The following is an 18,325-nucleotide window of genomic DNA, read 5'->3' as shown; positions in this document are numbered from 1 at the left end:
AGGACCCCTCTCAGTTGTCGAGGTAGGGGATGAGCCGGCCGGCCAGCCCCGCCTCGTGGTGGATGGCTGCGGCCTCGGCGTCGAAGATGTCGACGAACTCGCTGAGCGCCTCGGCGCACCGCAGGGCGGGCTCGATCAGTCCGGCCACCATGTCGGCGGCGAGCTTCAGGTCGGCGACGCTGGCGGCGATCTGGGCCAGCGCGTACTCGCGCAGAGCCTGGGCCTCGTTGAAGGTGGCCTCCACGTCGGACGGCAGGCCGGGGACGGCGAGGCTCACGCGGCTGCCGCCTCGGTGAGCGCCTTGCCCCGGGCCTTGTAGGCAGCGGAGACGGCGGCGTCGGTGAACGCCTGCTGGTTCTCAGCCCACACACGCTGGAGCGTCGGCACGTCCGTGGCGTTGCGGATGAGCACGAGGGCGGGGTTCTCCTCGACCGGCGTGCTGTTCGGCCACTGAACCTCGGAGGACTTGTCGCCCTCGCCCCAGGGGTCGGTGCCCTCGGCGGGCGCCGCAGCGGTGGTGGTGTCCGGCGCGTCCTTGGCTCCAGCGAAGGTGCCGCCGAGCGCGCGGATGACGTGCTGGCTGCCGTGGGCCATGGAGGTGACATCCGAGACCAGCTCGTGCATGGTCATCTCAGCCACACTTGCACTCTCCAGGCCGAAGTAGGAGATGAGGTTCTCGCGGATCTGCTCCAGCGAGCCGGTGAAGTTGGCCCAGGTCTCCTCGTAGCCCTTGCCGTACTTGATGGTGACTCCGAGTGCGCGGGGCAAGTCGGTGGTCGTGGTGTCGCTCATGCGTGCTCCTCTCGTTCGTGTTCTTGGTTCGATGTGCAAGTTACACACTCGGGGCGGAAGATGCAACTCCGTCCGCCTCGCGGAGGACGATGTCGGGGTTGACCGGCACGTCGTGGGACTTCGAGCCACCCACGGCGCGGCAGTAGTCCTTGACGCCGCAGCCCACGCACATGCCGGTGACGTGGGGCAGGAAGACGCCAGCGCGGATGCCGCGCCATGCCTGGGCGTACTGGGAGTCGATGTACTCCTCGGTGTACATCGTCAGGTCCTTCAGCCCGGTCAGCTCGCCGTCCTTGCTCATCCAGTAGGCGCCCCACTGGGCGTCGATGCCGAACTCGCGGAGCAGGCCGACCCGGTAGGTACCGAGCTGCGCGGGGGAGGTGGGCACCGCCCCGTTCTTCAGGTCGACGATGACCGCCTGGCCCTGCGGGGTGATGTACACCCGGTCGATGAAGCCCAGGTGGTTCTCGCCGGCCATCTGCTGCCGGAGCACGACCTCGACGCCGGGGGAGCCGTCCGGCATGACCGCGAGGGTCCAGTTGGACGACTGCTTCCAGGTCTCCCACTGCTCCAGCGCGAGCGGACCGAACTCCAGCCACCAGTCGTAGTCCTTCTTGTCGGGACCGCCGTTGATGGTGACCGTCTTCTGCTTCTTGCCCGAGGGCTTGACCAGGACGTCGTTGCGCTTCTCGATGGCGAGCAGGTGGTCGAACATCTGCTGGAAGGTGGGGATGGGGCCGATGAAGGCTCCGACCTCGACCATGTCGATCTGCTCGGTGATGGTGTGGATGGCTGAGCCGGCGACGGTGGCGAACCAGGTGGCCTTGTTCAGGCCATAGCCCTTCTCCAGCTTCCAGCGCTCGCCGCACTCGGCGTAGCTGTTCAGCGAGCTGTAGCTCAGCCTGGCGGGCACCGTGATGGCGCCCAGCTCGGTGACGCTCACTGGAGGCATCCGAAGGTGCCGGCGACGCCGGCCAGACCGTGGTCGGCGGTGCCCATGTCGTTGACCGGCTCGATGGGCACCAGGTAGCGGCGCCACATGCCGTTGTCCAACAGCTCGCCCGGGTCCTCGTAGTCGGGGACCAGCTCGTAGCCCCGCTGGTGGGCCTCCATGAGCACCTGGGTCAAGACCAGCGGCTGTGCCCAGGAGTGGGCGTCCAGGTGGAAGTCGAACTCGGCCTCGTCGATGCACAAGCTGGTGGAGTGCTCCACGTCGTCGAAGTTGACGCCGGGGACGTACGGGTAGGGGTGATCGGGGTTGCCGAGCGTGGGGTGCTTGCGTGCTTCGAGCATAGGCAGTGGACCTCCAGGTGTGTGAGTGTGGCCGAGCCACCAGTAGACCACGCTTCTACCTTGTGTGCAACTGGTGCACCACCTGGACTGTCTACGGCGCGTCCCCATCCCTGGGCGCCTTGGGGTGGACGTTACCTGCCGTGGGCAACAAAAAGCACCCTCATCCAGTGGTTACTCTGGAGTAAGGGTGCTCCGTGATCGGATCGTTAGGGTGTGCAAGATGCATGTGGCGGAAACCCTCTAGCACGGCGTGGACACGGCAGGCAAGTTGATCTTCACTCCGATGTGGCCCTCCCGGTTCTCACCTTGGGTTCGCGGATGATGTCGGTGTCCCGGGCCTCGCGGGGGATGTAGAAGAAGCCCTCCTCGGTGTCCGGGTCGTAGTGCACGACCAGGTTCTCCTTGGCCAGGTTGGCGATCCAGGCGTCCAGGCGGACGTCGTCAGCCTCGCGCAGCTCAGCTCCGGCTCGGCGCCGGCCCTCGTGGCGGAGCATCTGCACCGGGTACAGCCAGCGGTGCTCGGCCTTCACCGCCCAGGGGATCAGCGCGACGTCGCGGATGATGCGGACATCCAGGCCCCGACGTCGCCTGAAGTTGGACCACATGGACACCACCGTCTCGATGTCGTACTTGCGGCGGTACTCCTCCACCATCCAGCGGTAGGTGCGCCCCTCCTCGAACCAGCGCACCACCTCTTGCTCGTTCACGATCTTGCTGGCAGGCATCGCAATCACTCCTTGGTCTCTTGCCTCCATCACCCTGATGGTCTGTGAAAGTGTGACAACGCCGCCGCGGTCTGTCAAGACGTGATCTATGGTAGGTGCAGTCCAACTGTGAGGGAGTGCTGTGAAGCTGAACGTGATGGTGTGTGACGTGTGCAAGGACAGGGACCGGGAGGCAACCTCGTACCGGATGACCAAGCAGGGCAAGATGATCTCGGTGGACCTGTGCACCGAACACGCTGAGCCGATCGAGGTGCTGTTCGAGCAGGTGCGGGCCAGCGGTGTAACGCCCAAGCGCCGCAACACCCGGAGTGCGGCACGGGTGACGACGCTGGAGGACATCGAGAAGAAGAAGGGCTGAGAGGCCCTGTGAGCGCACGAGAGCGCCCCGCCAGCCACTAGGGCCAGCGGGGCGTTCCTCGTGTCAGAGGGTGCTACTCGGAGCCGTACCGGGCGATCAACTCGGAGGCTGGGATGGCGTCCGGGTTGCGCGGCTCGTCCACGTCCGGGGGGAGTGTGGCGACGGGCGTGACGCTGGCCCGGGACCAGAGGGTGAGCACCAGGGCGCCGACCACGTCGACAGCGCCAGCGATGGCGCCCTCGGAGTCGGCGTCGATGCCGAGCACCCCGGTCACCACGAGGACGTGGATGAGGCCGGTGATGGCCGCGGTGATGGCTGCTCGGATGGCGAGCGGCTCACGGGAGGTGAGGTTCACGGATCTCCTTCAGGTTGGGGTCAGGACTTCTCGTCGAGGAGCTGCGCTTCGAGCGAGCGGGGCCGGGGCGCGAGGTTCTGCCACTCGCGCGTGTAGCCCCACGCGAACACCGCCAGCCCGGAGGCGGCGGCGGCGAAGACGGCGAGGGCGGTCACCGGGAGCGGGTGAACAGGGCGGTCCACGTCGCCGGGCCGAAGACGCCGTCCACGACCAGGCCCTTCTCCGCCTGGAACTGCCGCAGGATCGACTTCGAGTGCGGACCCCACACCCCGTCGACCTCGACGCGCCAGCCGTGGTCCACCGCGAGGGAGCGCTGCACGGACCGGGCGTTCATCTGGCTGATCGGCGGGACCTTCCGCAGCGCGGCGCGGGTGGCCGGGCCGACGATGCCGTCCACGGTGAGGCCGGCGGCGGACTGGAAGGCTCGTGCGGCTGCTTGGGTGGACGGGCCGTCGACGCCATCGTTGGCGGTGGGGAAGCCCGTGTCGGTGAGGTTCCACTGGTCCTTGGCGAGCGCCTGCGAGACGGCGGGGCCGGCGATGGTGAGCGAGGCGTGCGCGACGTGGGACGCCTGCGGCGCGCTGGAGATGTTCCAGCCCCCACGGTTGTCGAAGGCGGTCCGGCCGAAGCTGACGTGGATGTGCTTGATGTGCGGGTTGCTGCCGTAGTACGCCTTCCACCCGGAGAAGTCCGAGGTGGTGATGCGACGGTTGAAGATGACGTAGCCCCGGTCACGCAGGCGGGGGTCGCCGGCCGCGCCGAGCTGGCGCATGTGCTCGGCGAGCCAGGCGGCGTCGATGCCATCGGCGGTGACGTCCATAGCGCGCACGACCCCGCGACCGCCGACGACGACGAAGGGGTTGTGGTCCGACGTGCTCTCGGCCTGGTGGCGGGCGTCGCCGATGGTGCCGTCGCTGGCCTTGGACCGGCCGGGCCAGCGCGCGTTGGTCTCGTTGCGGAAGTCGTCGAGGGCGTAAGCAGTGCGCCAGGTCATGTGGGTTCTCCAGACATGCAGAAGGCCCCGCCTCCTTGTGGGGAGACAGGGCCTTGGGGGTGGGGTGGGGTGGTGGAGCTAGGGCGATGGGGGGATGGGTAGGAGTCGACGGCCTCGCGGCGGGGGAGGCAGAGCCACCCCGTTGGCCGCTGCGATGCGGGCCGCGTCGAAGGCCCAGAGGTCCCACTCGACGAGCAGGGACTCCCGGGTGTCGACCACGTCAGCGAGGCGTCGTACCTCCGCGGTGAGCCCGCGGACCTCAGCGGTGAGGTGGGCTACCTGGGCGCTCTCGCCCCTGCGGCGCGCCTCCTCGATGGCCTGCTCTCGTTCCATCCGCCGGAGCTGCCGCTCGCCCCACCAGCGCCCGAGGGCACCGACAGGGCCAGCGATCTTCGCGGCGCGCTCGGAGATGAAGCTGGAGAGGACGACGACGATGACGACGACGACGACGACCGGGTTCTTGACGGCCTCCCCGAGGAAGCTCAGGTCATCCACAACCCCACCCCCAGACGGGCCTTCTCAGCCGCGAGCTTCTTCCTCCGCTTCTGGGAGGCCGTGCCGAAGGCGTAGGCGCCGTGGAAGATGACGCCGGCCACGAGCAGGCCGTTGCCGGTGCGGATGCCGTCGAGCAGGAAGTTGCCCTGGAGGTCGAACATGAGGCCCCAGCCGATCCCGCCGTAGAGGCCGGCGAGGACCAGGTGGCCGGCGATCTGCGGGTCGTAGAAGCGCCCGACCATGCCGAAGACGATGAGCACCACGGCCGCCAGGAAGGCCAGGCCCCAGAGCTCCAGGTCCATGGACCGTTCGACGCGGCCGAGCCGCTGGACGGCGTCGGACGAGCCCAGGGCGTAGTCGAAGCCCCGGACGGTGGCGACCTCGACGATGGCGAGCTGGATGATGAGCGGGATGATCCAGCCCTTGCCGCCGGGTGCCCAGTCGCCCTTGACGGCCCTGACGGCTCGCTGGGCGGGGCTCACTTGTCCTCGCCGAGCAGCTCGTAGAGCCTGTCGATCTGGGCCTGCTGCTCGGTGAGCTGGCGGGCCTGGGCCTGCACCACGGGGAGCAGGGCGACGCCGAGCAGGTCGTAGCGCAGGGACTCGACCTCGCCGTGCTCGTTGTACTGGACCAGCCACTTCGCGTGCTCAGCGACCTCCTCAGCGATGAGGCCGACCTCGTTCTTCTGGCCCTCCTGGATGGTGCCGTCCGCGCGGGTCGTGGGCTTGCGGTCGTAGACCACCGGGCGCATGGCGAGCACGTCCGAGGGCTCGATGCCGAAGTCCTCGATGTTCTCCTTGTACCGGCGCGAGCTGGTGTTGTGGCAGAAGTCGTTGTTGCCGTCCACCCACACCGAGTACCAGCCCGAGCCGGCGGGGGTGGACCCGCGCACCCGGTCCGAGCCGTTGGATCGGTTGGAGGTGCCGGAGTTGGTGGCCCAGTCGGCGTTGTTGGCGAAGGTGTGGCCGTGGGTCCACTCGGCCTTCTTGTTGTCGAGCCACTGGATGTCGGCGAAGACGGCCAGGCGGAAGAAGGTGGAGTCGACGTTCACCTCCAGGTAGCTGCCGCGCCAGCTCAGGCTCAGCTCGTTGCTGGTGCCGGTGTTGACGTAGCCGGCACCCCAGCGGCCCGCCTTGGAGGCGTAGGCCCCGTCGTGGTTGTGGGTGGCCTGGGCCTTGCCGTCGAGGTCGCCCTGGAGGCTGGTGACGTCGGCGATGGGGTGCTTGTGCGACGCGGGCAGGAAGCTCGACGGCTTGCTCTCGATGGAGTTCCAGTCGTGCGCGTGCGCTGCGGGGGGGAAGCTCACCGGCTTGCCCTGGATGTTGGTCCAGGTGACCGTGGGGGCGAGGTCGGCCCACTCCCCGCCGTTGTGGTACTCCCAGCGGCTCGTGGTGGTGTTGAGCCCGAGCTGGCCCTTGCGGGGAGACAGGGGGCGGGTCAGGGTTGACCAGGTGCCGACCCTGCTGGAGGTGAAGGTGCGGGAGTCGATGACCGCAGCGTCCGAGATGGTGACGGCGCCGACCGCGACGGCAACGGTAGCCAGGGCGATCTCGTAGATGCCCGTGTTCGTCTGCGTGAGGGCCGGGGCGGACTGGTCGGAGGAGCCCTTCAGCACCGCGAGTTCGATCGTGTTGATGGCGGGGTTGAGTCGGAGGATGACGCGGTCGGTGCGCGAGGCGGACCCGGCAGCGGCGATGGTCAGGGTCTGGACGGCGTCGTTGTTGTAGCCGAAGCCGCGGAGCACGGCGAAGCCGGCCTGGGCGGTGACCTTCATGCCGGAGCTGTCGGCGCCGACCTTCAGCGAGGAGCTGTCCGAGCTGTCGGCGACGCCGCTGTCCTGGAACTCGCTGAACAGCGCGGCGTACTGCGCCTCGGTCACGTCCTGGTTGTCGAAGGGGAAGCTGGTGGGTGCCATGTGGCCTTCCTGTGGGCATGGAGGAGCCCCCCGCACCGCTGGGGCACGAGGGGCTCGAGAGAGGGGGAGCGGGCGCTACAGGGGCGCTGAGGGCGTAGGGGGGATGAGGACCACCGGCTTGCCCCTGATGCGACTCGCCTTGGCAGAGACGGCCTTCAGCACGACACGGAAGGTGCGCTCGGGCACGAAGGCGGCGGGGTTCTCGTGGTCGTCCGGGCAGGCTTCCTGGAAGTTGCCGACGATCATGCCGTCATCGGTCAGCTCCCAGCCGGTCGGCCTGAGCGGCGTCACCATCGGCCAGCTCCGAAGCTGACCCCGTCGAGGGAGAACCACAGGGGGCTACCGACCTTGAAGTGGACCGTCCCGTTTCCGTAGACGCCGATCGAGCCGTGCTGGTTGTTCGAGTTCGCCGCTAGGTGGATCTGCGTGTTGTCTGCGATGTCGGGCCAGTAGCCCGGCGGCAGGGTGAACATGACGACCTCGGTGCTGGCGCCTGCGGTGGTGCCGGCTAGCAGGCCGCGAAGGTGCACGACGCCGGCAGACCGCATGGCCTGCGGCGGTGGGAAGCCCTGCCCGTAGGCGGACCAGCCGTTCTGCGGGGTAAGGCCGATCCAGCTCGCGTCAGGCGCGGGGAACAGCGACGGGATGTAGAGCGAAGCTCCCATGCTCGGGCCTCCTCACTGGTCGGGGTAGAAGGTGTGGGCGATGGTGAGGTACTCGATGCCGGCGCCACCTTGCATGGAGACTTCGCCGTTGTTCAGGATGTCGATGCGAGCTGCGTTGTTGGGGTCGCACAGGGCTGGGATGAGCAGCCTGTCGCTCGGGCGGTAGCCGACCGGGAGTACGAACAGCGTGGTGTTGATCGTGGTACCTCGGGCGAGGCCCTGGAGCTCCACCTGGCCGTTCGAGAGCTTGCGGAAGCGCGGCCCGACGTAGCCGAAGCCGTAGGGCACCCAGCCGTTGAGCAGGGTCGGGATCTGCCACCCGATGTCGGAGCCGCCCGCGAAGGAGACGCCCATTAGGGGGTCACCTCCACTCCACTGACGTGGGCGCTGACCGCGCCGTTGGCGCCGTTGCGGACCTCGACCGACGACTGGGCGTAGACCACCTGGGTGCAGTCGAGGGTGAACATGCCCAGGGCCGGGATGCTGACCCCCGGGATGAGCGCGACCCCGTCGATGAGCACGGTGACGGTTGCGGCCGTGGTCCCGGTGGCGCTGAGCACGACGTTGGTGATGATCCACTTGGCGCCCGAGGGCACGGTGCGTGACTTGGTCGCGTTCACCACGAGGTTCTCGCGGACGAAGGCGGTGGGAGAGCTGGGCATCTAGTACACCCCCATGAAGGTCAGGACGGCGAGGTCGTCTACTGCCGCAGCAGCTTCAGCTCGTGCGTCGGTGGTGGAAGCCGCAGCCGTGGCCGCCGCGTTGGTGATGGCAGCCGTGACGACGGCTGGGACGCCGGTGGTGTTCTCGGCGTTGCGCTCCAGGGCGCTCGTGCGCTTCTCCACGTCGGAGAGGCGGGCGGTGAGCGCGGACTCGCGGGTGAACTCGGAGGAGTCTCCGAGCACGGCGCCCAGGCGGACGCCGGCCGAGTCGACGGCGAGCACGAAGCCCGTGACGACCGCTTGCTCCTCGCCACCGTCCACGACCACCGAGGCGATGTCTCCCATGGCCCAGTCGATGCCGTAGCGCATGGTGGCGTCGTCGGTGGGGACCACCTGGACGGAGACGCCCGTGAAGCCCTCCTTGGAGAGCAGCTCGTCGGCTGCCTGCTTGTGCTCGGTCGGGTCGTCGGTCTGGCGCTGGTCCAGGAAGCGCTCGATGCGCCGGCCCCACGCGACCTCAGCCTCGGTGGCCTCGGGCGTGGTGGCTGCGTAGAACTGCCGGTCGACGAGGTCGCCCTGGCCGGCCACGATCACCTGGGTCGCACCGGGAGCCGTGAGGGCCACCATCTGCGAGGCGAGCGTGCCGGCGCGGACGTCCAGGCGGACGTCGAGGGCCTGGTCGCGCAGCCCGAAGGTCTCGAAGACGAGCTGCTCGCCGCGCTGGACGATCTGGAAGCCCAGCTCGCCGAGCGTGGCGATCTCGTTGAGCAGGTTGCCCAGCACAGGGAAGCGCGGGGACTTCTTGATGGTCGGCCCGCGCTGCCCATCGGTGCCCATGACGAGCTGGGCCTTGCGGCGCGCGGGCGGAGCTCCAGGCCCGCAGTTCGCGTTGACGTAGGCGTGCATGAGGGTCTCGGCCGCGCCCTCGCGGACGTCGTGGGCGAGGGTCTGCGCGGTCGGGTCGACGTTGCTCGGCTCGGGCCAGGACAGGTAGTCGGCCAGGATGATCGAGTCGCTCACGCCCGAGAAGCTCACCGTGCCCTCGGGGTCCGAGGACGAGGCGGTGAACTTGGGCGTGGTGGTCGGGCCGGACATGAGGACGTCCCCCAGGGCAGTGACGACGATGCCACTGCCCGGGGTCCGCAGGATCGGCGTGAGCGGGTGCTCGCTGGAGAGCTGAAGCTCCCAGGTGCCGATGTTGTTGTGGGAGCCCGTGAGCTTCAGGATCAGCTCCTCGGGGCGGACGAGCCCGTGGCGCCGGAGCGCCTTGTCTCGGACCTCCACCGTGATGTCGGACAGCTCCACCTCACACCACCATCCATCGTCGGGGGCGCCAGGTCACGACGACCTGCGACTCCGCGTTGGTGTCGAGGAGTGCGACCGATGCCGTGGTGGTGCCCGGGGGGACCGACCAGAACCGGGGCGCCGGCATGAGCCCGCTGTAGCGGTTCACGCCGAGCTGGTCGTAGACGGTCCCCCTGCGGGTGTCGAAGAAGACGGACTCGCCCACGGCAACGGTGCCCATCCAGGCCAGGCGATCCCCGCTGGGGGAGATGGCCTCGAAGCTGTTGCCGGGGCCGTGGACGGCCCACAGCGGGTAGGCCGGCGCGTCCCCTGGGTTCTCGAAGGTGACGTCGCCGATGGCCTGCGAGGCGGACACCTGGAGGGCGCTCAGGCGGGGGAGCAGGCCGCGTGTGCCGCCGTCCCCGCCGACCGTCTTCCGGCTCGTCTCCGAGCTGGTCCAGAACGGGTCGCCCGCCTGGAAGGTGATGACGGAGTAGAACTCGTCCTCGCCGATCGTGTCGTCGCCGTAGCTGTAGTCCCCACCGCCTACCCGGACAACCTCGGTGAACCAGGAGCTGTTGTCGTCCTCGACCAGCCGCAGCGTGCACGGCTGGGCGAGCATGAGCGACAGGCGCCGGAGCCACGCCTGGAGGTCGAGGCGGTCGCGTGCCTGGATGGCGAAGGGCAGGTCGATCGTGCGGGAGAGGTTGCGCTTGCCGCGGTAGACCGCGCCGTCGCCGGCCCCCTCCAGCCACTGCCCCTGGACGGGGGGCAGGCCGAGCCCAGTCGCGCCGGGCAGGGCCTGCACCCCGTAGCCGTCCTTGTTGATGCCGTCCAGGCTGAGCACGTCGGTCGCGCTCTCTAGCTGAAGCCTCACCAGCTCACCATCCTTGCCCTACCGGCGGCGGCGAACAGATCCTCCTCAGCGAGGGAGCTGTTCTGCGCCGCGTAGTAGTTGAGCGTGCGGGAGCTGCCCGCCCCCGCAGGGGCGAGCGAGCCGTTGACAGAAGCCATCGCGCGAGCCCGAGCGGCGCTGAGGCCGTTCACGTTCGGCACTGCGATGTCGGTGTTGCCGATGTCCGAGGTGAGACCACCCAGGGACTTGCGGACCGCGTCGTAGCGCGACTCCAGGCCGTTGATGAAGCCGTTGATGATGAGTGCACCAGTGGGCTCCAGGAGCACCCGGTCCAGCTCGTACGGCCCCTTCCAGCTCGTGAGCTTGGAGGTGAGGTCGCTGAGGGTTCCGGCGACGGAGCCGAACATCCCCTTGATGCCGTTGATGAAGCCCTGGATCAGGGCTCGGCCGGCGCCAGTGAGGGCGCCGCTCAGGTTGCTCAGTGCCGAGGCTGCCTTGCTGGGCAGGCTGCGGACGAAGTTGACCGCTGCCTCCACGCCGAGCTGAACCGCAGCGACCGCGTCGTCCCAGGCGGACCGGATGGTGCCGCCGAGCGACGAGCGCAGACCGCTCAGCCCGGAGCGGAACCTGCCCGGGAGCGAGGTGACGAAGCCGACGACCGAGGAGATGTAGCCGGAGAAGAAGGCGATGATCTCGTCCCAGACGATCCGCAGGCCGGTGGAGATGGCGGTCCAGGCGTCGTAGAACAGCGTCTTCAGCGCCGACAGGGCCTGGCCGGGCGCCGCCTTGATGGTGCTCATGTACCGGCCGAAGGCCGACACGATGTCGTCCCAGACGGTCGTGAAGACGGCCTTGACCGCGTCCCAGCCGCCCTTCCAGAGGCCCTTGATGAGCGTGAGGCCCTTCTTGACGACACCGAGCACGCCGACTGTCATGGCGAGCTGGATGATGCCGACGATGAGGTCCCAGAGGCCGGAGAAGAACTCCTTGATGCCGTTCCAGGCTCGCTCCCAGTCGCCCGTGAAGACGCCGACGACGAAGTCGATGAGCCCCTTGAAGATCGACACCACGCCGTTGACGACGTTGATGACGCCGTTGATGGCCGTCATCACCGTGTCGATGAGCACCTGGGCGAGGAACTGGAGGATCGGAATGAGGATCGGACCGACCACGTTCCAGAGTTCCTGGAGCGCGGCGACGATCGGCATGAGGACCGGCACGAGCTTCTCGAAGGCCGTCGCCAGGACGCTAGCGATGCTGGTCGCCAGGGTGATGACCACCGGGATGAGCGGCAGGATGATCGAGGTGAGCAGCGTGGTCAGCGGCGCGATGAGCGGAGTGACCGCCACGAGCACCCGGGTGATGGCGTCAGCCAGGATCGGGAACAGCGGGGCGAGCTGGGGCAGGATCTCTGCCGCTGCCTGAGCCAGGATCGTGATGAGCGGGACGAACGCCGCGACCAGCGCCGGCAGGATCGGAGTGAGCGAGGTGATGGCCGTGACGAGCAGGTCCCCGATGATCGGGGCCAGCAGCTCGATGACCGGGACCAGGGTGTTGACCGCCGTGATGACGGCCGGGATCACACCCCCCTCCAGCAGCGAGACGAACGCGCCGACCACCTGAGAGATGACCGGGGCCAGGGCGGTGAGCACCTGGTTGAGCGCCCCGCCGAGCACCTGCACGAGCGCCTGGATGGGCGATGCGAGCTGCACCACCACGTCGGAGAGGATCGTGAAGAAGGTCGCCAGCATGGGGCCGAGAACCTGGGCGATCATGCCGATGACCGGGGCCAGTGCACCGATGGCGAGCCCGAGCGGGCCGAAGGCCGGCAGCAGGGCCGTGACGGCGTTCTGGATGCCCTGGAACATGACGATGAGGCCGTTGCCCACCTCGGGCTGCGCGAGGGCCGTAGCGATGCCCTCAGCCAGCGTGCCGAGCACCGTGCCCACGATCGGGAGCAGCGTCTCCAGCAGCTTGCCGATGGTGAGGAACAGATCCTTGACCGCCGGGCCGGAGATGTTGGCGATGTTGCCCATGGCGACGTGCGCGGCGGTGAAGACGCCCACGAGGCCGGCCTGGAAGGCGGGGCTGTTGACGACGTCGGCGACGCTCTGGAGCGTGTCCCGGAGGATGCCCAGAGTGGAGCCGCCGGCTGCCTCCGCAGCCTTGAAGACGCCGCCGAAGATCCGGCCGAGCTGGAAGATGACGCCGGCCAGGTCGTTGAGCGCCTGGATGCCCTGGTCGATGAAGCCGGTGAGTCGGGAGTCGCCCTCGGTGGCCCCGAGCCAGGTGTCGAAGCGGGAGGCGACGTCGTTGACGTACTGGGCCAGCCGGGGCAGGTAGCTCGCGCCGACCGTGCCCAGCTTCGCCATGACGCCCGCGAAGACGTCCGTGCCGCCGGCTGCGATGTTGATGCTCTGGGTCAGGCTGGAGAACATCCCCGCCAGGCGAGGCCCGAGGGCCTTCGTCATGGAGTCGGAGAGGTTGGCGAAGAACAGCCCCATGGCCGAGCTGGTGCTGGCGAGCCCGTCCGAGAACTTGGGCAGCAGGGAGTCGATCATGTTGCGGATCGGCCCCTCGGCGCCCTTCCAGAACTCCGCACTCATGCGGTCCTGGAGGTCGGCGAGCTTGCCCTTGACCTCGGGAAGGACCTTGTTGAAGTCCTTGAACACCGCGACCATCACGCCGACGCCGATGCCGATGCCGGCGAACAGGCCGGGCAGGGCGAGCGCGATCCCGCCGATGGCAGCGAGACCGCCACCGAAGGCCGCGACGTTCGAGACCGAGGTGAGCAGCAGGGCGCCCAGCCCGAGCAGCCCGGAGGACATCGCGGCGATCTTGGGCACCGTCTTGTCCAGGTTCCGGCCGAAGTCCTTCGCGGCGCTCAGCCAGTTGTTCAGCACCCGGGCGCCCGACAGGGCGGCGAGCGCGGTGACGACCGAGGCGAGCGCCTTCTTGTCGATGAGCGGCTTCACGTTCACGGTGCGGCGCCGGGTGAGGGCCGCGAGCGCGGCCTCGGTGGCGAGCACAGAGCGGTTCCGCAGGTCGAGCTTGACCTCGATCTCCTGGGGGGAGTTCTTGGAGATGACGTGGTCGAGGCGCTTCTTGAACTCCTCCTCGGACGCCTTGGTGATCTCCAGCTTGACGTCGACCGCGCTGTTGGTCTCGATGGAGGCGATGTCGACTGCGAACTTGATCTTCTGCTGCTGTGCGAGCGTCTCCAGCTTGCGGCGCGCCTTGACGATCTCGTCGCGCATACCGTCCGTGGAGATCTTGGTCTGGAAGCGGATCTTGCGGGAGTCGAGCGCACGGTTGCGCGCGTTGATCTTCCGCAGCTCCTCCAGGAACTCCTTGGAGGCTCCGCTCATGTCGATCTTGGTGGGGACCTTGACGGGTTGGAGCTGCCTCTCCAGCACGGTGAGCTTGCGCTCGGCGTCCTTGCGGAAGTCCGTGGTGTCGGGCAGAACCTTGACTGCGACCCGCCCGATGATTGCTGAACCGGGCACTGCTACCTCCTGGCGAACTTGGCGTAGATGTCCTTGACCGAGACGCGCTTCTTCTCGCCGCGCTCGGAGGTGGTGTCAGGGCGGGGCCACGCCGGGAAGTCCGGGGCCTTGCCCTTCTTCCACTGGCCGGTGGCCTTGGTGTTGAGGTTCTGGGCGTCGTAGAACGACGCGAGGAGGTGCCGGTCCAAGCCCCACTGGAAGTGGTCTCGACCGCCCATCCGCAGTGCGGTGGTGAGCGAGTCGTCGGGGAGCCTCTGCACATAACTGAGGACGAAGGAGGGGCACGGCCCCCGGCCTGCGATCACATCGGCGATGTCGACGCCGTAGTAGAAGCGCAGGTCGGGGACGAGGCCCTCACCCAGCTCGTCGATCAGCTCGCAGAGGCGGAGGCTTCCCCCACCTGGGTCTCCGAGCCGTAGGTCTCGAACACCTCGGCCAGGGTCGCCAGGTCGTCGCCGATGGCCGTGATGAGCAGCTCAGCGCCGCGCTTGGAGTCGGCCACGCAGCGGATGGAGCGCTGGAAGGCGTCGACCTGGTCGACCTCGGCCGCGTCCTCGTCGTCGTCGCCGGACATCTCGGTCTGGATGGCGGACAGCGCGGCGCGGCGCTCCTTGGTGAGCCGGAGCGGGTTGAGCAGCACGACGGTGTCGCTCTCCGACACCTCGATGGAGGTGGAGGCGTACTTGGCGTCTGCGGCGGCGCGGATGTTGTCGAGCGTGAAGTTGGACATGAGGGGCGGACCTCCTGTGTAGGTGTGGTGTATGGGGGGCGGCGGACTCGGGTCGAGCTAGCTCCACGGGAGGTGGAGCCCCGACGTGTGCACGGGGTCCGCCACACATGCACACGTCGGGAGTAGGGGTTACGCCTTCTTGCCCGAGGTCCAGGCAGTGCCGGTCCAGTAGGCGAACGAAGCGTCCGCCAGGTTGACGAACTGGCCCGTGGTCCACGCGGTCGTGGGCGAGGCAGTGACGTCGGTCTGGAGCGCGGTCAGGTTGGCCGGCGCGTCAGCGTTGGAGGGCTGGTAGGTGCCGGGCGCGCCAGCGGTGGCGCTCAGGGCCTTGATGCCGGATGCCACGGACGCGAGCGGGGTGACCGCGTACGTCCACTTGTTGGTGCCCAGGGCCATCGGCTTGACGGCGAGGGGCAGGCCAGCCAGCGACTCGGTGTCGCTCAGGCTCATGTCGTCACCCCGGTAGATCTCAGCCTTGGGGGCGTAGAAGGCGAACTGGTGCTCGCCGTCAACGAACACGACCAGGAAGGCCGCAATGGTCGGCTTGGGGTCGGTGGGGACGCCCAGGGTGCCGTCCGCCAGCTCGGGGGCGTTGGAGCCGTAGAACAGCTTCAGGCCCTCCTTGTCGAACTGCTGGAGGGTGAAGCCCATCGTCTCGCTGCGCGCGCTGTAGCGGGTCCGCAGGGACTTGTTCTGGAGGGTGCCGAGGATGGTGGCCTCGCCGCCCTCGGAGCTGAGGCTGAACACGTTGTCCAGCGAGGTGTGCCCCACCTGGTCCCACGGGGTCGCGGGGGCGAGCAGGTTGGTCGGCAGGGCCGTCCCGGTGGGGGCGGTGAGGTAGGTGCCGGTGTCGATGGCGAGCACGGCGTTGTCGTTGAGCACAGGGTCTCCGATCAGGTTGGAGGGGTGAGGAGCGGGGAGTGAAAGGGCCGGCGCACCTTGATCTGGTACTGCGTGTCGTAGCGCCAGAAGCCAGTCGGGAGGTCCGCGTACTGCACGGGGCCGGAGCTGGTTGCCCAGTCCGTCCGCCGGCTCGGCTCGATAGCCATGCGGATGCTCGTGATGGAGCCGAGCCCGGGGTAGCTCCGGTGAGCCAGCCAGGCGTTGCGGAGCACCACACGGGCAGCCTCGGAGAGCAGCGCCCCCTTCTCGTCTCCGTCCGGGTCGGCGGTGAACGTGTTCACGAAGAACCGGCCGAAGTCGGTGAAGCGCGGGTCGCCGCTCCAGTCGCCCAGGCCGGGCAGCCGGCGGACGAGGATGAAGGTGGGTGGCGGAGCGTCAGCGATGAGCGAGACCACCTCGATGTCGGGCAGGCCCTCACGGAGGACAGCCAGCAGGATGTCCTCGACGGGGCCGTTCTCGACCAGTTCGAGCACGCTCGCGGGAAGGTCGACTCCAGAGGTGTTCAGGGGATCACCTACCTCTCAGGCCGAAGGTGTCGTGGAGGATGTAGAGGCCGCGCATGGCGCCCCTGCCTTCCGAGTCGGCGTCTCGGCCGTACTCGATGGACAGGGCGGCGCTCAGGCCGCGCTCGTCGTTGAGCACGACGTAGCGGTCCACCCGGCCCTGCTCGACGTCGATGCGGGCTGCGCCCGTCACCTTGTGCGCGTCGAGCTTGGCCTGGGCCTGGACGCCCTTCTCCAGGGCGATCGTGTCGAGGCGCTTCTGGACCGTCTCGTGCAGCGCGATGAGCTTGGTGAGCTTGCGGCCGTTGACCGACTTGAACACCTGCGCCATCACGGACGCTCGCGGATGTCGATGGACCAGTGCCGGGTGTGGCGCGTGCCGTAGTGGAACTGGGCCGGCGCCACGACGTCCCAGAGGTGGCCGTTCCACTCCACGGTGGACCAGAGCGAGACGTCCTCCAGGGTGGCGTCCACGATCATGCGAGTGACGTTGATCTGCTGCTGGCCGGGCACCTCGGCCTTGGAGCTCCGCTGGGGGATGAAGGCCGCGCGCACGGAGTGCGGGGTCGCCGGCACGGAGCGGATCTGCTCGTTGCCGCGTCGGTCCGCGAACAGCTCGGTCCGCCAGACGGAGACGTATTGCCCGCGCCTGCGCTGCCGGCTCACCAGGTGCCGCCGCTGGAGGCCCCGTCATCGGTGAGGAACGGGAACGACTTGCCGCCCACATAGGAGACCGGGACGTACAGGTTCTGGTTGCCACGCTTGACCGGACCCCAGGCGACGGTCGGTGCGGTGGTGATTGTCGAGCGGTTCGAGAGCCCCTTCAGGAGCTTGATCTCGCGTTCGTTGAAGTAGATGGAGCCGGCCTCGTGACCGAGGTCCGACCAGGCGAGGGTCTCATCACCAGCACGAGACTGGGTGTAGCCCTCGGGGTTTCGCATGAAGCGGCGAACGGAGGCGATGACCAGGCTCTTGACCAGCCTGGGGGCGGTGTCTGGATCGGGCCACGGGGACCCGTACATGCGAGCGAGGTCGCTGGCCTCCTCCAGGTAGCCCGGAGCAGCCGCGATCTCGTCCTCGTCGAGCTTCCAGTCCAGCCGCGCCGTCAGCTCGTCGAGCGAGGCGAGCGGGTCGTACATGGGGGCTCCTGTCGAAGAAGGATCGAGCCCGAGCGGGGCCAGTGTCACTTAGACACCAGCCCCGCTCGGAGTGGATCAGGCGTTCGCCGGGTCGGTCTCCAGCGCTCGCGCGGTCGGGGTCCACACGCTGGCGTCGGAGATGCCCGTGATGACGGCCAGGTCGCTGGTCGCGGCCGGGTAGTCGCTGGAGCCGTCGAGGGTCAGCTTGATCGCGCGCACGAGGTGCTCGCTGGTCGAGATGACCTCCTTCTGGTTGGTCTCGTCCCAGCCGACCAGGAGGTCCTTGACCTCGCGGAAGCCGGCGTAGGTGTTGACCACCGAGCGGTCCTGCATGGTCGCGGTGTCGTAGTCCCTGATCCAGCGGAGCGCGACGCCCTCGAAGGACTGGGTCGCACCGAAGGGCACGGACTGCGGGACGCTCGGGGCGCCGGAGGCGAAGATGAAGGCGGAGCCCACCATCGCGTAGGCCACGTCCGAGGGGATGGTCTGGTCGACGACGATGTTGAAGCCGTACCGCTGGCCGAGGGTGGCCGTCCGCAGGGCGGACTCGGCGGCGCTGTCACCCACGTTCTGGGCCAGGTTGAGCTTGTCGTCGCTGAGCAGCGCGGTCTCGAAGTCGGAGCCCACGAGCAGGGTCCGCATCTCGCCCGGCACCTGGAACTTGTTCAGCACCCGGCGGGCCTCGATGAGCGCACCGCGAAGGTTGACCTGGGCGTTGCCGATGGTGACCTCGTACGCCTGGTCGACCATGGTGCGGACGGCCCGGCGGGAGAGGCCGCGAGCGACGGCCTTCACCTGCGGACGCAGGAGCTGCGCCCAGGAGGCCAGGTCGAAGTCGTACTGCTCGTCGGTGACGCGGACCGCGTTGTAGACGTTGCCGCCGAAGGAGACGGCGATCTTCCGCTCGGCCAGCTCATCGAAGACGATGGGCGCGGAGCGGTCGTTGCGCCACCCGTACTCGCGGAACGGCAGGACGCCCTCGACCTTGACGTTGATGGTGTCGTCCTGGGCGCCCTTGTAGGCGTCCACCGACTCCTTCTGGAACAGGTTGGGGACGATCAGCTCCTGCTCCAGCATCCCGACCGCAGTCGTGATGAGCTTCTCGGGCTTGACGATCATGTGCTGTGCCATGTGGGGATGACCCTCCTTG

General features: G+C 68.4%; 27 protein-coding genes. 1 reads left to right on the top strand and 26 read right to left on the bottom strand.

The annotated features are described in order from the left end of the window. Window positions 1-10: 10 nt before the first annotated feature. The 5 genes from RHODO2019_RS11005 to RHODO2019_RS10985 all read right to left on the bottom strand — a co-directional run bounded on the left by RHODO2019_RS11005 (window position 11) and on the right by RHODO2019_RS10985 (window position 2,810). Window positions 11-277 (bottom strand): hypothetical protein, encoded by a 267-nt coding sequence (locus RHODO2019_RS11005; protein WP_265381842.1) that lies wholly within the window; start codon window positions 275-277, stop codon window positions 11-13. Further along, window positions 274-792, bottom strand: coding sequence for a hypothetical protein (locus tag RHODO2019_RS11000; protein ID WP_265381841.1), 519 nt, complete (start codon window positions 790-792; stop codon window positions 274-276). The genes RHODO2019_RS11005 and RHODO2019_RS11000 overlap by 4 nt, the downstream gene beginning before the upstream one ends. A gap of 40 nt (window positions 793-832) precedes the next feature. After that, window positions 833-1,735: a PD-(D/E)XK nuclease family protein gene (locus tag RHODO2019_RS10995; protein ID WP_265381840.1), complete on the bottom strand. Its 903-nt coding sequence runs from the start codon at window positions 1,733-1,735 to the stop codon at window positions 833-835. Continuing rightward, complete coding sequence (locus RHODO2019_RS10990; RefSeq protein WP_265381839.1) at window positions 1,732-2,085, bottom strand: hypothetical protein; 354 nt, start codon at window positions 2,083-2,085, stop codon at window positions 1,732-1,734. Before RHODO2019_RS10990 ends, RHODO2019_RS10995 begins: the two co-directional genes overlap by 4 nt. Window positions 2,086-2,360: 275 nt before the next feature. Beyond that, entirely contained in the window at window positions 2,361-2,810 is a 450-nt protein-coding gene (locus RHODO2019_RS10985; RefSeq protein WP_265381838.1) for a hypothetical protein, read from the bottom strand. 121 nt (window positions 2,811-2,931) lie between these two features. On the opposite strand from RHODO2019_RS10985, the gene RHODO2019_RS10980 reads away from it, so the two are divergent. Then, window positions 2,932-3,168, top strand: a complete 237-nt coding sequence (locus tag RHODO2019_RS10980; protein WP_265381837.1) for a hypothetical protein — start codon at window positions 2,932-2,934, stop codon at window positions 3,166-3,168. Between the two features lie 73 nt (window positions 3,169-3,241). On the opposite strand, the gene RHODO2019_RS10975 is transcribed toward RHODO2019_RS10980, so the two are convergent. The 21 genes from RHODO2019_RS10975 to RHODO2019_RS10870 form a co-directional block, all read right to left on the bottom strand. Next, the gene (locus tag RHODO2019_RS10975) at window positions 3,242-3,523 is read right to left on the bottom strand and encodes a hypothetical protein (protein ID WP_265381836.1); all 282 of its coding nucleotides are present in this window, start codon (window positions 3,521-3,523) and stop codon (window positions 3,242-3,244) included. Between the two features lie 20 nt (window positions 3,524-3,543). After that, the gene (locus RHODO2019_RS10970) at window positions 3,544-3,678 is read right to left on the bottom strand and encodes a hypothetical protein (protein ID WP_265381835.1); all 135 of its coding nucleotides are present in this window, start codon (window positions 3,676-3,678) and stop codon (window positions 3,544-3,546) included. After that, window positions 3,675-4,517, bottom strand: coding sequence for a peptidoglycan-binding domain-containing protein (locus RHODO2019_RS19220; protein WP_290428869.1), 843 nt, complete (start codon window positions 4,515-4,517; stop codon window positions 3,675-3,677). Before RHODO2019_RS19220 ends, RHODO2019_RS10970 begins: the two co-directional genes overlap by 4 nt. A 78-nt stretch (window positions 4,518-4,595) precedes the next feature. After that, on the bottom strand, window positions 4,596-5,012 hold the full coding sequence (locus RHODO2019_RS10955) for a hypothetical protein (RefSeq protein ID WP_265381834.1): 417 nt from the start codon (window positions 5,010-5,012) through the stop codon (window positions 4,596-4,598). Beyond that, window positions 5,000-5,494, bottom strand: coding sequence for a hypothetical protein (locus RHODO2019_RS10950; protein WP_265381833.1), 495 nt, complete (start codon window positions 5,492-5,494; stop codon window positions 5,000-5,002). Before RHODO2019_RS10950 ends, RHODO2019_RS10955 begins: the two co-directional genes overlap by 13 nt. After that, window positions 5,491-6,927, bottom strand: coding sequence for a tail fiber domain-containing protein (locus RHODO2019_RS10945; RefSeq protein ID WP_265381832.1), 1,437 nt, complete (start codon window positions 6,925-6,927; stop codon window positions 5,491-5,493). The genes RHODO2019_RS10950 and RHODO2019_RS10945 overlap by 4 nt, the downstream gene beginning before the upstream one ends. 75 nt (window positions 6,928-7,002) lie before the next feature. Further along, window positions 7,003-7,221 (bottom strand): hypothetical protein, encoded by a 219-nt coding sequence (locus RHODO2019_RS10940; protein WP_265381831.1) that lies wholly within the window; start codon window positions 7,219-7,221, stop codon window positions 7,003-7,005. Next, a complete protein-coding gene (locus tag RHODO2019_RS10935; protein ID WP_265381830.1) occupies window positions 7,215-7,592 on the bottom strand; it encodes a hypothetical protein in 378 nt (125 codons plus the stop codon). Before RHODO2019_RS10935 ends, RHODO2019_RS10940 begins: the two co-directional genes overlap by 7 nt. A gap of 12 nt (window positions 7,593-7,604) precedes the next feature. Beyond that, on the bottom strand, window positions 7,605-7,946 hold the full coding sequence (locus tag RHODO2019_RS10930) for a hypothetical protein (RefSeq protein WP_265381829.1): 342 nt from the start codon (window positions 7,944-7,946) through the stop codon (window positions 7,605-7,607). Then, a complete protein-coding gene (locus tag RHODO2019_RS10925; RefSeq protein ID WP_265381828.1) occupies window positions 7,946-8,254 on the bottom strand; it encodes a hypothetical protein in 309 nt (102 codons plus the stop codon). The genes RHODO2019_RS10930 and RHODO2019_RS10925 overlap by 1 nt, the downstream gene beginning before the upstream one ends. Next, on the bottom strand, window positions 8,255-9,559 hold the full coding sequence (locus RHODO2019_RS10920; RefSeq protein WP_265381827.1) for a siphovirus ReqiPepy6 Gp37-like family protein: 1,305 nt from the start codon (window positions 9,557-9,559) through the stop codon (window positions 8,255-8,257). A gap of 1 nt (window position 9,560) precedes the next feature. Beyond that, window positions 9,561-10,415: a phage tail family protein gene (locus RHODO2019_RS10915; RefSeq protein ID WP_265381826.1), complete on the bottom strand. Its 855-nt coding sequence runs from the start codon at window positions 10,413-10,415 to the stop codon at window positions 9,561-9,563. Beyond that, window positions 10,412-13,900, bottom strand: coding sequence for a phage tail protein (locus tag RHODO2019_RS10910; protein ID WP_265381825.1), 3,489 nt, complete (start codon window positions 13,898-13,900; stop codon window positions 10,412-10,414). Before RHODO2019_RS10910 ends, RHODO2019_RS10915 begins: the two co-directional genes overlap by 4 nt. Window positions 13,901-13,902: 2 nt before the next feature. Next, window positions 13,903-14,160 (bottom strand): hypothetical protein, encoded by a 258-nt coding sequence (locus RHODO2019_RS10905; protein ID WP_265381824.1) that lies wholly within the window; start codon window positions 14,158-14,160, stop codon window positions 13,903-13,905. A gap of 110 nt (window positions 14,161-14,270) precedes the next feature. Beyond that, on the bottom strand, window positions 14,271-14,630 hold the full coding sequence (locus tag RHODO2019_RS10900) for a phage tail assembly protein (RefSeq protein ID WP_265381823.1): 360 nt from the start codon (window positions 14,628-14,630) through the stop codon (window positions 14,271-14,273). A gap of 129 nt (window positions 14,631-14,759) precedes the next feature. Further along, window positions 14,760-15,512, bottom strand: a complete 753-nt coding sequence (locus RHODO2019_RS10895; RefSeq protein WP_265381822.1) for a phage tail tube protein — start codon at window positions 15,510-15,512, stop codon at window positions 14,760-14,762. A gap of 11 nt (window positions 15,513-15,523) precedes the next feature. Further along, on the bottom strand, window positions 15,524-16,006 hold the full coding sequence (locus RHODO2019_RS10890) for a hypothetical protein (protein WP_265381821.1): 483 nt from the start codon (window positions 16,004-16,006) through the stop codon (window positions 15,524-15,526). Window positions 16,007-16,043: 37 nt separating this feature from the next. Continuing rightward, window positions 16,044-16,367, bottom strand: coding sequence for a DUF5403 family protein (locus tag RHODO2019_RS10885; protein WP_265384731.1), 324 nt, complete (start codon window positions 16,365-16,367; stop codon window positions 16,044-16,046). Continuing rightward, on the bottom strand, window positions 16,367-16,702 hold the full coding sequence (locus tag RHODO2019_RS10880) for a hypothetical protein (RefSeq protein WP_265381820.1): 336 nt from the start codon (window positions 16,700-16,702) through the stop codon (window positions 16,367-16,369). The genes RHODO2019_RS10885 and RHODO2019_RS10880 overlap by 1 nt, the downstream gene beginning before the upstream one ends. Continuing rightward, window positions 16,699-17,175 (bottom strand): hypothetical protein, encoded by a 477-nt coding sequence (locus tag RHODO2019_RS10875; RefSeq protein ID WP_265381819.1) that lies wholly within the window; start codon window positions 17,173-17,175, stop codon window positions 16,699-16,701. Before RHODO2019_RS10875 ends, RHODO2019_RS10880 begins: the two co-directional genes overlap by 4 nt. A 75-nt stretch (window positions 17,176-17,250) precedes the next feature. Then, on the bottom strand, window positions 17,251-18,306 hold the full coding sequence (locus tag RHODO2019_RS10870; RefSeq protein ID WP_265381818.1) for a phage major capsid protein: 1,056 nt from the start codon (window positions 18,304-18,306) through the stop codon (window positions 17,251-17,253). Between the last annotated feature and the right edge of the window lie 19 nt (window positions 18,307-18,325).

The organism is Rhodococcus antarcticus (assembly GCF_026153295.1).
In the GTDB taxonomy this organism is placed as follows: domain Bacteria; phylum Actinomycetota; class Actinomycetes; order Mycobacteriales; family Mycobacteriaceae; genus Rhodococcus_D; species Rhodococcus_D antarcticus.
This window is presented reverse-complemented; position numbering and strand designations above follow the sequence as displayed.

Bases quoted from the DNA above. Each gene is read 5' to 3' on its own strand.
- RHODO2019_RS11000 (WP_265381841.1), bottom strand. From the start codon at position 792: ATGAGCGACACCACGACCACCGACTTGCCCCGCGCACTCGGAGTCACC.
- RHODO2019_RS10990 (WP_265381839.1), bottom strand. From the start codon at position 2,085: ATGCTCGAAGCACGCAAGCACCCCACGCTCGGCAACCCCGATCACCCC.
- RHODO2019_RS10985 (WP_265381838.1), bottom strand. From the start codon at position 2,810: ATGCCTGCCAGCAAGATCGTGAACGAGCAAGAGGTGGTGCGCTGGTTC.
- RHODO2019_RS19220 (WP_290428869.1), bottom strand. From the start codon at position 4,517: ATGACCTGGCGCACTGCTTACGCCCTCGACGACTTCCGCAACGAGACC.
- RHODO2019_RS10945 (WP_265381832.1), bottom strand. From the start codon at position 6,927: ATGGCACCCACCAGCTTCCCCTTCGACAACCAGGACGTGACCGAGGCG.
- RHODO2019_RS10940 (WP_265381831.1), bottom strand. From the start codon at position 7,221: ATGGTGACGCCGCTCAGGCCGACCGGCTGGGAGCTGACCGATGACGGC.
- RHODO2019_RS10935 (WP_265381830.1), bottom strand. From the start codon at position 7,592: ATGGGAGCTTCGCTCTACATCCCGTCGCTGTTCCCCGCGCCTGACGCG.
- RHODO2019_RS10930 (WP_265381829.1), bottom strand. From the start codon at position 7,946: ATGGGCGTCTCCTTCGCGGGCGGCTCCGACATCGGGTGGCAGATCCCG.
- RHODO2019_RS10925 (WP_265381828.1), bottom strand. From the start codon at position 8,254: ATGCCCAGCTCTCCCACCGCCTTCGTCCGCGAGAACCTCGTGGTGAAC.
- RHODO2019_RS10900 (WP_265381823.1), bottom strand. From the start codon at position 14,630: ATGTCCAACTTCACGCTCGACAACATCCGCGCCGCCGCAGACGCCAAG.
- RHODO2019_RS10885 (WP_265384731.1), bottom strand. From the start codon at position 16,367: ATGGCGCAGGTGTTCAAGTCGGTCAACGGCCGCAAGCTCACCAAGCTC.
- RHODO2019_RS10875 (WP_265381819.1), bottom strand. From the start codon at position 17,175: ATGTACGACCCGCTCGCCTCGCTCGACGAGCTGACGGCGCGGCTGGAC.
- RHODO2019_RS10870 (WP_265381818.1), bottom strand. From the start codon at position 18,306: ATGGCACAGCACATGATCGTCAAGCCCGAGAAGCTCATCACGACTGCG.